This window comes from Herbaspirillum chlorophenolicum (genome assembly GCF_001189955.1).
GTDB classification, from domain to species: Bacteria; Pseudomonadota; Gammaproteobacteria; order Burkholderiales; family Burkholderiaceae_D; genus Herbaspirillum; species Herbaspirillum chlorophenolicum.
Map to the genome: position 1 here is coordinate 1 of NZ_LFLT01000072.1, position 12966 is coordinate 12966.

Below are 12966 nucleotides of genomic sequence, written 5' to 3' on the forward strand. Positions count from 1 at the left end.
CCCCCAGGCGCTCCAATGCCCAGAGAATGGCGCCTCCATAGACAAAGAATCCAAGAACCCTTTGCGTAAGAGCTGCGGCCTTCCCGGGTAGGCCGTATGTACGACCTACCCGACCGATCAGCAGCTTTGCAATTCTCATGATGGCTAAGGCGCCGATCATGATCAAGGCCACTTCCGCGGCCGGCACCAAAACATCAAACCAATCAGCCATCCACTGGGGCAGATTGTCGTGTATCGACTGCAAAAACTTGTTCATTCAACTCCTCTAAGACCTGACAGGCCACTTTCCGGCCGGTAGATTCCGCTGCATCCGCCGCCTCGTAATTTCTCGAAATTTCGAACGCGGGAGCATAGGCCAATACGACTAAAAATTACAAATTTTTCTCCAACCTAGTCATTCTGAAGCAGAACCAGCTGTGGCAGATGTGCCTCATTACGTGCTGACTTTACGACTCAAAATCGGCCTCTTCATCGCCCAATTATTAAGGATCGTTAATCTTCAAAAAAAATTCACTGAAATCACCATCAAGTCAGACTCAATCTGCTTCCAAGCTTAATTTCATAGAGGGAAATCTTCGATAAAACCTATATTTATAGCGGCTTTCCGGCCATTTACATTAACAACATTTAATCTTCCAAAGGCATTCGCAGATCACCATCGCTGGCTAACATCCGTTGAAAAATCGGTGCTCCTGATCGTCGATTTGTGACTGCCAGGTTGATGATTTTCTACGCAAAGATTCATCATCGCAAGGTGCAAATCTAGTTCTCCGAGCACGTTCCCTATGAACATACACGGAGCAGCATGATGTCATCGCCGCAAACACTTTCTCGCCCAAACGACGATCCCGTGGGTGGTCGATAAAATGGCGGCCCGCGACGACCTTGCCATTCTTAAAGCCGCTCGAACTGGTGTTGCCGACGCACAGTTGGCCATAGGAACCCGCTACTACTTGGGCAACGGCAGCCTTCCGCAGAGTACTGAAACTGCATTCTACTGGTTGGAACGAGCGGCCAGACAAGGCCTGACCGAGGCCTGGACGATGATAGGTCGCGCCGTTCCATATGATCTAGTGCGCAGCACAATGTCGCGCCCCTATGAGGCGGTGGCATGGTATGAACGCGCATTCGATTCCGGCGTACTCGAAGCTGGCATAGTGTTCTCACGTTTAGTACTTGAGAATTCCAGTCATTTTGGTCATAAGGCCAAAGACAAGGCGGTCAACGTACTGAAGCAGCTAGCTGAGCGAAATAATCATGAGGCCCAATGGCTTCTCGCCAAGCATCTTGCGCAACTCGAAGATGACCAGCACCATGGCGCCGGCGATCAAATTCATCTGGCGCCGCCGTTGAAAGAAGCCAAAGAACATTGGACCAGGCAAGCAGCGCTAGCCGGCGTGACAGAAGCCCAATACTCGTTACTGGAGAAGTACTGGAAGGCAGGTGACTACGTCGGTTTTTCCGAGAACGCCGCGCCGATGATCAAGTGCCTACTTAAGGATCATGAGGCGCAGCTTCGCTATCTTCGCGATCCCTCTCCCCAGTGCGCATTACTTTCGCTATCCGAAAATGAGGTTACCTTACTCCTGAGGCAATCTCAGCTCTTGTTGGAGCGCAAAGTATCCGATCTCTCATATGCCAGAAGACTGTTGGAGCTTGCTGCTCTTTCAAATAATCATGAAGCGCAATACCGACTTGGGATGCTCCACGCGCGCCTCGACCACGGTTGTCAACGGATATTCCCCGCACACGGGCAGGCGAACTATTTAGCCGCGGTCCCTTGGCTCAATGCTGCCGGTAAGGGAGATGTTGCCGAAGCATGGCACGGGCTCTCAATGATTTACGCCAAGGCAGAGTACTTCCAACGCAATCTCTCTCTATCTCGCCAATATTTAAACCGCAGTGCCGAGATGGGATTTGCACAGGCTCAATTCGACTACGGTCAGTATCTCTGGCGTACTCGACGCGATGGTCCGATGCATGACATCCACGCACTCTCTTGGTGGAAAAAAGCGGCCGATCAAGGTCATCACGAAGCCTTGATAGCCGCCTCAAGATTTTCTGCAAAAAACAGTTCCGAAACATGGGCCGTTGAAATCGCTAAATCGCTGACGACTAAATTAAGGAAGTCTCATCCATTCCTCTCAGCCAGAATTGATCTGGCCGCTGCTTTTAAGCTTTCCAAATCCGAGGCCGTGCTCGTAGATGTGCGCCACGCAGACTGGGGCCATTGCATCGAAGTCGACATTAGCAAACTCCATGCTCGCAGCAAAAGGCGCCTGATCTTGATCGAAAATGCCGAACAACGCGTGACATTGGACTTAATTTCACGCCTGTTTGCCGACGTAAATTCAAGCTTCGATGGTCCAGAAGGTAATTATCGCCAGCGTCAATATCGATTGAGGAACATCATCGCGGACCTAGTGTAACTCTCCCTGATTCCGCTCGGTTTTGATTTGGGTGGTTTCTTTTTTGGCCGGCACCAACGCATGTTGTTGCCGGCTTTTTTTCGGATAGCGCTGCTGCCACATTCATATGGCGAGCCACCCTATGAAACTCCGAAGCAAATTCGACAGATGAAGAAATACAACAAATCCAGAATCAATCGCCCGACCAAAACCAGACTTTTTTTTATATTTACAAACGCGCTGTTGGTAGAAAAGAGGAACACGTAATGTTCAAACATCCGTCAAACGTGCGGATTCTCAAGACCATTTTAGAAGGAAGACACATGAAGAAATCGTTGCTCGCACTGGCTGTGCTCGGCGCGTTCGCCGGCGCTGCTCAGGCGCAAACCTCCTCCGTTACCATCTACGGCATTATCGATACTGGCGTCGTGTACACCAGCAAGGCTGTCAACGGCACTGCTAACGGCACCGGCAGCAAGTTCGGCGTGAACTCCGCGGTGATTCAAGGTTCGCGTATCGGCTTCAAGGGTGTTGAAGATCTGGGTGGCGGTCTGAGCGCCGTCTTCAATCTGGAAACCGGCTTCAAGAACGACACCGGCGCCCTGGATGACTCCAAGACTACCAACACTCTGTTCCGTCGTAAGTCCGTCGTCGGTCTGGCCGGCGGCTTCGGTACCGTCCTGCTGGGTCGTCAAACCGACTTCGCTGACTCCATCTCTTACCTGACCTCTGTTGCCGACTTCGGCTTCATGACCGGCTCCGTTGGCCATAACCTGGACCGCCTGGAAGGTACCCGTAGCAACAACTCCGTGAGCTACACCACCAACAACATGGGCGGCTTCACCGGCAACCTGTTCTACGGCTTCGGCGAACAGGCTGGCCGCACTTCGGCTGGCCAAGCATTCGGCATCGGCGGCAAGTACGACAATGGCCCGCTGGGTCTGGGTATCAACTACTTCCAATCGAAGCAAGGCGCAACCCCGGCCGACACTTCGCTGCTGATCGGCACAACCAACGCTGGCGACGTCAACAACTCCGGCAACAGCGCAGCTAAGGTGCTGAACGTTGCAGCCAGCTATCAATTCGGCCCGGCCCGCGTGTATGCAAACTACAACCGCGTGAAGCAAGATCTGAACACCGCCAGCCCGACCGCTCTGCCGTCCAAGACCCTGGGTTCCGCGAACAAGGCCGACATCTATGAAGTCGGTACCGCCTACTCCCTGACCCCGAATCTGAAGCTGCTGGGCGCCGTCACTCACACCCGTGCTGACTTCAACTCGTCCTCCAAGGGCAAGCTGACTCAAATCAGCCTGGGCACCGACTACTGGCTGTCCAAGCGCACCGACCTGTACGCGTTCCTGGCTAACATCCGTGCTTCGGACATGGCCAACAGCGGCGTGTATGGCGATGCGACCGGCAATGCTGCTACCGGCGGCGCTGATGCCAGCCAGACTCTGGTGGCTGTGGGCGTTCGTCACAAGTTCTAAGCAATACTCACCACCGACATCGCGGGTTGGTCGCGATGTTGGATCGGTAAAAGAAAGGCTTGCCCACGCAAGCCTTTTTTCTTTTCCATCAAATTATTTTCAAATATTTCCGCGGAGTCATCGGCTAATTTTTGATGGCGTGGTACAGTTTTCCAGCTACGCATTGGATAGAAAAGTAGAGATTCAATCTCCCTTTTTTCCATGCCCCCCTCAACAAATCTCACCAGTCTTGCAGCGTTTCTGGATTCGTCTGGTCTGCATAGAAATGCGTCCGCTGCACTCTCAAAGACTGGGTTAATTTTCTGCGTTAGAAACATGACGGCGATAAAACTGCTGATCGTCGAAGACAACGAGCGCGTAGCGCTATTCCTAAAAAAAGGACTCTCTGAGTCAGGATACGAGGTCCATCACGCCGACAACGGTCGTGACGGGATGCTGCTTGCCGCAAGCACACCTTACGAAGCCATCATCATGGACCGCATGCTTCCGGGAGGCATCGACGGACTGAGTATCATTGAAGCTCTTCGAAAAACGGGCAATAACGTTCCGATCTTGATTCTCAGCGCCATGGCAGAGGTCGATGATCGGATTAAAGGACTGCAGAGTGGCGGAGACGATTACCTGATCAAGCCGTTCTCGTTTGGTGAACTATTGGCCCGTGTGGAAGCTATCATCCGGAGATCCAGGGAGCTGACCGAGAGAACGTATCTCGTGGTCGGTAACTTGCACATGGACATCATGAAGCACAAGGTCTACCGGGACGGAAAGGCAATATTGCTTCAACCGCGGGAATTTCACCTTCTCGAGTATCTGATGCGTCATGCGAACAAAGTGGTCACACGCACGATGCTCTTAGAGAATGTCTGGGATTACGATTTTGATCCGCAGACCAACGTGGTCGACGTGCACATCAGCAAGTTACGGCAGAAACTAGATATCGACTCACTGCCGCCCATGCTCAAGACTATTCGAAACGCCGGCTACATGCTTACCGATGAATAGGCTCTTTAAGTTCTCCGCTCGAACTGTCGCCAGCTGCTACGTCGTATTCAGCCTCTTGGCGCTTGCTGCCTTTGCCACACCACTTTGGTATGCATGGCAGGAATTTGTCGAGCAGGACTGGCGCCATATCCTGCACGCTGACAGCGAGAGATTGCAGCGCGTGTATGACGAAGAAGGAGTTGATGCGTTGAGCAAGCGGATCGATTCCCGGGTTGGGGCGATCCCCGGCGGCTCCGAAGACATTGTTCTGCTGACCGACCAGAACATGCAGCGCCTGGCGGGCAATCTTCCCTCCTGGCCAACTGAAATCAGTACGGTCGCCTCCAGCGGGAGGTTTGTCGTCGACATCAATGGCAGCAATACCCGGATCCTTGCCAGACATCTCATCCTGAATGGCCGATTTCATCTGCTGGTCGCTCACGACATTAACAGATACCGGTTACTCGAAAATATGTTCATCGGCGGCCTTGCGGCTTCCGGGACCATCATTATTCTTCTCGGAATAGTAGGCGGCGTTGCGATTCGACGTAGCCTTCTTGCCAAGGTCAAAGACATCGATCAGGCTGCTACGGCCATCGTGCAGGGAGATTTCACGCACCGCTTGCCACATCATGGCGGCGAAAGCGAATTGGCAAGCCTGGCTAAGACCGCGAATCTCATGTTGGATCAGATTGAGCAACTGATGAAGGGGGTCATCAACGCATCTAACTCGATTGCCCATGATCTACGAACACCATTGGCAGAACTACGTTCCCGCTTGGAAGATCTTGCTCGACAGGAAAAAAACTCCGAGGAAATTGAAGGGGCTATCGAAGACGTCGACCGCGTCATCTCAATTTTTAATGCCCTACTGCGGCTAGTCGAAATCGACACTGGTGCTAGAAGAGCGGGCTTCTCCACCATGAATGCAGCGGCGGTCGTTGCGGATGTCTGCGAATTTTACCGGCCACTGGCAGAGTCCACCGGAAAGATTATTGATCATCGCCCCTCTGGCCCACTGCACATAAAAGGCGATGCTTTGCTGTTGGCACAAGCCGTGGCCAATCTGATCGATAACGCTCTGAAATTTATCCCGATCGGCGGGAAGGTAACACTGAGCTGTGTACAGCTCGACGACGGCCGCCTATTGGTACGTGTGAGCGACAATGGTCCCGGCATTCCTGATACTGAATTGCCCAAAGTGCAGCAACGCTTCTATCGCGGCGATGCTAGCAGATCAACACCAGGCGTCGGCTTGGGCCTCAGCCTGGTGGCGTCTGTCGCTAGACTACATGGTGGTTCCTTGGAACTCTCGAACAACCATCCTGGACTACGGGCCGTCCTGATACTGCGCACTGCAGCGGTATCAGAATAGTCTTTGCCAATATCGGCAAGCCCCCCGATCAATGGCCGCGGTACAGCGGGTTGGTGCCCAGGTAGACGGTTGCGTTGGCTCCGTCAAAGCCTTGCGGGGCGATCTTCGAGAACGAGAACGGCTGCATGCCGAAGGTATCGAACTTCCAGGTGAAGCTCTTGCCGTGCGAGACGAACTTCACGACTTCGCCCTGAGCGACGTTGACGTACTTGGTCGAATTGCTCATGGCGATTTCGCGCTCCGGCATCGCGCTATTGGCGGGAGTGCCAAACGGGTCTGCGACTTGAGCGATGGCATTGGCGCCGGCGAAGGACATCAGCAGGGTTGCGGCAATTGCGGCCTTGGAAAAATTGAACTTCATGGTGAACCTCCTTTGGGGTGAAATATCGTTTTGACGATGAGTTCATTGTAGAGAGGCACCAATTACCAAAATCGAACTAAATTATTACGATTGCGTAATAATTTTGGATCCAAAAAAAAAGGACGCATTAATGCGTCCTCCCTCTTTAACTCCTCGCGATTTCAGTCGTTCCGTGAAACCACCATATCAAGTGGTTGCATGCTTTCTTTCGCTCGCTCCTTGCTAACCAGCTTGATACTGGGTTCCGTCGAAAAGAAGTGCTCTGCAATTTGATATTCCAAGAACGTCTCCTTCTTCATTCCTACCGAAATAAAGACGTCTTCGGTTTTTTCGGCGGTGATCCTGATCCGGTACACCCCTTGCCGAATCTTGATGCGAGCAAAGCTCTTCGGCCCAAGCTCCGCAAGAAATACATCATTCACAAACAACTTAGCCTTGACGCTACGCTGCTGCGCATATGGCCTCGTTATGTAGAGATAGCCGAATCCCTCCGGCGCCGGCGTCAGCGCCTTGGCCTCATCTTCATGCTCATCGTCATGCACCGGAACCGCGACACAACGCGCGTGCTGCTGCTGTATCGTACACGGCACGGTGTCACGTGCGGGGGTCGCACAAGCAGAAATCAAAGTTGCTAATGTGGCTATCAATGATAGTTTGAGCCAACGGCTAGTGTTGATGATCATTTTCGTCCTCCTTACCGATCGGAGAAAAGGTGTGCTGTTCAGCCGCCTGCTCGCATGGCAGGTCTTCCAATTGAATGGTGACGTGATGAATGTCGAATTTTTCAGCTAACAACTTACGGATCTTTCCGAGTACTTCGATGTTGTATGTGCGGGGGTCGTAGACAACGTGAGCAGTCAAACTCACCTTGTCGTTCGAGATGGACCAGATGTGAAGATCGTGAATTGATTGAGCTCCTTCAACTCCCAGGATTGCTTCCTGGATTTCGTCGGGATTCACGTGTGCAGGTGTTGCCTCCAGCAAAACGTTGATACTCTCTTTCAGCAACGTCCATGTACGCGGCAGCACCCACAGACCGATCGCTACGGCGATGACGGTATCTACCCAATCCCAACCGGTGAATCGGATGATCAGCGCACCTGCGATGACGCCCACCGATCCCAGCATGTCGCTCCATACTTCCAGATACGCCCCTTTAACGTTCAGGCTTTCATCTTTTCGCGACGTCAACATGCGCATGCTGATCAAATTAATAATCAGCCCCAGAACGGCCACTACAAGCATAGCCCCCGACTGAATCTCTGGAGGTGACGTAAATCTCTTGTATGCCTCGACCAGGATGTAGATTGCCACTGCGAAGAGCATAACCGCATTGAAAAGCGCGGCCAGGATCTCGTAACGTGCATAACCAAAAGTGCGCTTCGCATCTGCCGGTCGCTTGCCGATCCGGATTGCGAATAGAGCGATCGCCAACGCTGCACTGTCTGTAAGCATGTGTGCAGCGTCGGAGATCAACGCAAGGCTTTGGGTAAGAACACCCGCAACGGCCTCTGCAATCAGAAACGTCGACGTCAGGGCCAGTGCGATCTTCAGCGCCCTTTCATTACCTCCTTGCGGAGGAACGTGCGAATGTCCTTGTCCCATTTTTTCCTCTTAGTTTGCGGTAGAAGAACGTTTTACCCAGAACTTCCAGAACGGTCGACGTGTTCCGGTTTCTGCCGGTGCCTCATCTTCGTCCTTGTTATGTGCCAACTTATACAGCAGCGGCAACACCAGCAGCGTCAACGCGGTCGAAGACAGAATGCCGCCGATAACAACAGTCGCCAGCGGACGTTGTACTTCTGCGCCCGTTCCAGTAGCCAGTGCCATCGGAACAAAGCCCAGCGACGCAACCAGCGCGGTCATCAGAACTGGACGAAGACGCGTCATCGCCCCTTCATGAATGGCCTGATCCAGCGACCGACCTTCTTCACGCAAACTACGAATGAAGGAAATCATCACCAAACCGTTCAGCACCGCCACCCCTGACAACGCGATGAAACCAACTGCTGCCGAAATCGACATCGGAATATCGCGCAGCGCCAGAGCAAGAATGCCCCCGGTGAGCGCGAATGGGATACCCGTGAACACCAACATACCGTCCTTAGCGTTGTTGAACATGACAAACAGCAGCACGAAGACCATCAACAAGGCCACCGGAATCACGATCTGAAGACGCTGCGTAGCAGACTGCAAGTTCTCAAACTGCCCGCCCCAGGTGGTCCAATAGCCAGTGGGGATCTTGACTTGGGCCTGCAGCTGGCGCTCTGCATCTGCAACGAAGCCACCCAGATCTCGGCCACGGACGTTGGCGCTAACCACAATACGGCGCTTACCATCCTCTCGGCTAATCTGGTTCGGCCCCGGGGCGATGTCCAGCGCAGCAACCTCACCCAACGGAACATAGCTGGTCCTGGTGTTTCCGTCCTGCAGCGGCAACGCTATTGGCAACCGGCGGATGGCTTCCAGGTCCGTCCGAGAGTTATCAGGCAGACGGACGACAATACCGAATCGACGGTCGCCCTGGAACAGGGTTCCGGCTTCCTTACCGCCAATGGCCGTGGCAATCGTGTCCTGAATGTCGGAGACATTCAGACCATAACGCGCGGTCTTCTGGCGATCGATGTTGACGGTCAACATCGGCAAGCCGGTCGTTTGCTCGATCTTCACCTCGGTGGCGCCTGGAATCTTCTCTAAGACAGCCGAAATCTTGCCAGCGGTCTCGTTGAGCACGTTCATGTCGTCGCCGAAGATCTTCACCGCCACGTCGCTTCGAACACCCGAGATCAGCTCATTGAAGCGCAACTGAATTGGCTGCGAGAACTCGTAGTTATTGCCTGGAATCTTCGAAACTTCTTCCTGGATAGCAGTCAACAGCTCCGCGTGCGTTCGCTTCGGCTCAGGCCACTGAGCCTCGGGCTTCAGCATGATGTAGCCATCAGAAATGTTAGGCGGCATCGGATCGGACGCAACTTCTGCCGTACCAGAACGAGCAAAGACTCGCTCTACCTCCGGGAATTTCTTCTTCAGCGTCTTCTCGATCGTCTTTTGCATTTCGATGGACTGCGTCAGACTGGTGCCAGGAATACGGAGTGCCTGAATGGCGATATCACCTTCATTCAGGCTAGGCACGAACTCTGACCCCAGACGGGTAGCCACCACGCCGCAAACGACGATCAGTGCAGCGGCAAAGGTCAGAACCACTGCCTTGTTCTCCATGATGACCTTCAGCATCGGCTCGTACAGCCGCTTCGCCCCCACCATGATGAAGTTCTCTTTTTCAGCGACCTTTTCGCCGATGAACAGAGCGATAGCTGCAGGAATGAAGGTCACCGACAGAATCATTGCGCCGATCAGGGCTGCAACGACCGTAAATGCCATCGGCGTAAACATCTTTCCTTCGACGCCGGTCAGAGCAAACATCGGCAGGTAGACGATCATAATAATGATCTGGCCGAACAGCAGCGGCCGGCGAGCTTCCTTGGCCGCAGCGAAAACTTCATGGAATCGTTCGCTGCGAGTCAATGTGCGACCGTGGTGTTCCTGTGCATGAGCCAGTCGCCGGACGCAGTTCTCCACGATCACGACGGCGCCGTCAATGATGATGCCGAAGTCGAGTGCGCCTAAGCTGAGCAAGTTTGCGCTCACCTTATTGGACACCATACCGGTGAAGGTAAAGAGCATGGCCAACGGAATCACGGTTGCCGTGATGATCGCCGCCCGGATGTTCCCCAGGAAGACAAACAGCACCGCCACCACCAGGAGTGCACCTTCGACCAGGTTCTTCTTCACCGTTGCAATCGCCTTGTCGACCAGAACGGTACGATCGTAGACTGTGACAGCTTCAACGCCTTGGGGCAGCGTACGGTTGATTTCCTGCATCTTCTTGTCGACCGCTTGCGAAACCTTACGGCTGTTCTCGCCGATCAGCATGAAGACCGTACCCAGCACCACCTCACGACCGTTCTCGGTCGCAGCACCCGTACGCAACTCCTTACCGATGTCTACGTTGGCGACATCGCGCACACGGATGGGGATACCTTTCACGTTGGAGAGGATGATGTTGCTGATGTCCTCGATAGAGCCCACCTGCCCTGGCGCACGAATCAGGTATTGCTCGCCGCGGCGCTCAATATAGCCGGCACCGACGTTGTTGTTATTCTTCTCTACAGCCTTGACGATGCTATCCATTGTCAAGCCATAGGACGCCAGCTTCTCAGCCGAAGGAGCGATCAGGTATTCCTTGGCATAGCCACCGATGGTGTTGATTTCGGTGACGCCCGGAACCAAGCGCAATTGGGGCTTGATGACCCAATCTTGGATCTCTCGCAGGTCCGTGGCCGTATAGGGCGTTCCGTCCGCCTTTCGCGCGTCGTCCTTGGCCTCGACCGTCCACAGGTAGATTTCGCCAAGACCCGTCGAAATAGGCCCCATTCCAGGGTCGATCCCTGACGGAAGCTGGCTTCTTGCCTGCTGAATGCGTTCATTAACGAGCTGGCGGGCAAAGTAGATGTCGGTGCCGTCCTTGAACACCACGATAACCTGAGACAGGCCGTAGCGCGACATGGATCGGACCTGCTCCAGATTGGGCAGGCCGGACATTACTGTCTCGATCGGATAGCTAATACGCTGCTCGGTCTCCAATGGAGAATAGCCTGGTGCGGCCGTGTTGATCTGCACCTGCACATTAGTGATATCCGGTACCGCATCGATGGGCAGCTTCTGATAGCTGTACACACCATATGCGCCCATCCCGAGCACCGCGAGCAGGACCAGCCATCGATGCTCGATGGCGAAGCGAATAATTCGTTCAAACATGATTGTCGTCTTTCTCGAAAACGCCAGATTTAATGGCCGTGTTCTGCGGTGCCCTTACCCAACTCAGCCTTAATGGCGAAGCTTCCGGTAGCGGCATATTCGACACCTGCGTCCAGACCGGACTTGATCTCCACGAACTTCCCATTGGAGCGGCCGAGCGTGACCTCCTGCGCTGCGAATCCACCTGGCATGCGCACGAACACGACGCTCTTTTCATCGACGGTCTGGATTGCATCAGCAGCCACGGCCACCGGCACTTGGCCTTCGTCCGAAACGACTTCAACGTTCACGAACAGACCTGGACGCCAGCTGTCATCTTTGTTGGGCAGAACGACATGAGCTTTCGCGGTTCGGCTTTGCTCACCGATCAGGGATCCAACGTAAGAGATCTTCCCGCTGGCGCTCGAGTCAAAGGCGGTGGCGCGTACAACGACCTTTTCGCCTACACGCACGATCTGCATGTCCTTGGGCGTAACGATGATCTCTGCCCACACGCTGGAGAGGTCAGAAATCAAGAACGCATTTGCGTCTTCTCGTACCGCTTCACCAAGACCCAGGTGCTTTTCGACCACCGTGCCATCGAAGGGCGCACGAATTTCGTAGCGATTCAAACCACCCGAAGAAGGCGAAGCTCCGATAGCACGAAGTTTTTGCTGCGCGTTGCGCACTGCGACTTCTGCTTCGTGCAGCGTTGTCTGTGCTTGCAGATAGTCTTGTTCAGCAGAGATCTTCTGCTCCCACAGGCCCTTTTCTCGCTGATAAGCGGTCTTTGCCAGGGCGAGGCGCTGCTCAGCGTTCAACAACTCCGAGCGCTGTTCCGAAATAGCGCTACTGATGACTACAGCCAGTACCTGCCCCTTTTTCACCTTCTGGCCGAGGTTCGCAGAAACGGATTCCACGATACCGGCGACTTGGGGGACGACGTGGGCGGTGCGATCTTCGTTGAATCGGATTTCACCCGGCAGCTGCAAACTGCTGTTCATCTTCATCGCGCCGGCCGTCTTTACCTGAATGCCAGCCGATGCCATCTGCTCCTTGTTCAACTCGATCTTCCCCTCCTCTTTGGAAAGGGTGAACTGGTGCGAGCCAGCGGGGGTCGATGCGTCGAACTTGATGTCAAACAGATGCGGCTCTTCGACCGGCGTAGTCGCCTTCAGAGAGTCCTTCTCTACCTGGAACTCCAACTTCTCAGCCGTCTTTCCTGGTCGGGTCAGCGTTGCCGCCAACTTCACGACAGTAGGGGAAAGTGGTGTATCAGATTGATAGGGATAGACCACCAGGGCGCCATCGCTCTCAGACAGCAATACTTCGAAGGATGAAGCGCCTACCTTAAAGAGCGAGCCTCCATGCGGCCCCTTGCTGGGTGCGGCGCTGTGGTGCTCGCCATCACCATGCTCGGCGGAGTCCTTATGCTCGCTACTTTTGTCTTCGCCGTGGTGCTCATTGTCCTTATGGCCACCTTCTTCTTGGTGCGCAGACGATTTTTCTCCGCCCCCGCCCGAGCTGCCCCCCTTCATCAGGGTTACGCCGGACAAC

Annotated in this window: 10 protein-coding genes and 1 pseudogene; 4 read left to right on the top strand and 7 right to left on the bottom strand. The window is 54.0% G+C overall.

Annotated features, from left to right (window positions below):
* Positions 1–256: pseudogene (locus AKL28_RS22110) on the bottom strand (mechanosensitive ion channel family protein); the annotation flags it as partial.
* A 598-nt stretch (positions 257–854) separates the two neighbouring features.
* Here AKL28_RS22110 and AKL28_RS22115 point away from each other — a divergent pair.
* Together AKL28_RS22115 and AKL28_RS22120 are read left to right on the top strand one after the other, a co-directional pair.
* Positions 855–2429 carry a tetratricopeptide repeat protein gene (locus AKL28_RS22115; protein ID WP_077238418.1) on the top strand — a complete coding sequence of 525 codons (1575 nt, stop codon included), beginning with the start codon at positions 855–857 and terminating at the stop codon, positions 2427–2429.
* Between the two features lie 302 nt (positions 2430–2731).
* Complete coding sequence (locus AKL28_RS22120; protein ID WP_050470468.1) at positions 2732–3895, top strand: porin; 1164 nt, start codon at positions 2732–2734, stop codon at positions 3893–3895.
* On the opposite strand, the gene AKL28_RS24685 is transcribed toward AKL28_RS22120, so the two are convergent.
* A complete protein-coding gene (locus tag AKL28_RS24685) occupies positions 3892–4098 on the bottom strand; it encodes a hypothetical protein (protein WP_139347284.1) in 207 nt (68 codons plus the stop codon). The two genes, AKL28_RS22120 and AKL28_RS24685, sit on opposite strands and share 4 nt — an antisense overlap.
* A 121-nt stretch (positions 4099–4219) precedes the next feature.
* On the opposite strand from AKL28_RS24685, the gene AKL28_RS22130 reads away from it, so the two are divergent.
* Entirely contained in the window at positions 4220–4897 is a 678-nt protein-coding gene (locus AKL28_RS22130; protein ID WP_050470477.1) for a response regulator transcription factor, read from the top strand.
* Positions 4890–6251 (top strand): HAMP domain-containing sensor histidine kinase, encoded by a 1362-nt coding sequence (locus AKL28_RS22135; RefSeq protein WP_050470470.1) that lies wholly within the window; start codon positions 4890–4892, stop codon positions 6249–6251. Before AKL28_RS22130 ends, AKL28_RS22135 begins: the two co-directional genes overlap by 8 nt.
* Before the next feature lie 28 nt (positions 6252–6279).
* Here the strand turns inward: AKL28_RS22135 and AKL28_RS22140 are convergent, their stop codons facing one another.
* The 5 genes from AKL28_RS22140 to AKL28_RS22160 all read right to left on the bottom strand — a co-directional run.
* A complete protein-coding gene (locus AKL28_RS22140; RefSeq protein WP_050470471.1) occupies positions 6280–6612 on the bottom strand; it encodes a CzcE family metal-binding protein in 333 nt (110 codons plus the stop codon).
* Between the two features lie 161 nt (positions 6613–6773).
* Positions 6774–7295 carry a DUF2846 domain-containing protein gene (locus tag AKL28_RS22145; RefSeq protein WP_050470472.1) on the bottom strand — a complete coding sequence of 174 codons (522 nt, stop codon included), beginning with the start codon at positions 7293–7295 and terminating at the stop codon, positions 6774–6776.
* A complete protein-coding gene (locus tag AKL28_RS22150) occupies positions 7279–8217 on the bottom strand; it encodes a cation diffusion facilitator family transporter (protein WP_050470473.1) in 939 nt (312 codons plus the stop codon). The genes AKL28_RS22145 and AKL28_RS22150 overlap by 17 nt, the downstream gene beginning before the upstream one ends.
* Before the next feature lie 9 nt (positions 8218–8226).
* A complete protein-coding gene (locus AKL28_RS22155; protein ID WP_050470474.1) occupies positions 8227–11430 on the bottom strand; it encodes a CusA/CzcA family heavy metal efflux RND transporter in 3204 nt (1067 codons plus the stop codon).
* 29 nt (positions 11431–11459) lie between these two features.
* A partial coding sequence (locus AKL28_RS22160) for an efflux RND transporter periplasmic adaptor subunit (RefSeq protein ID WP_331456578.1) occupies positions 11460–12966 on the bottom strand: 1507 nt, incomplete at its 5' end.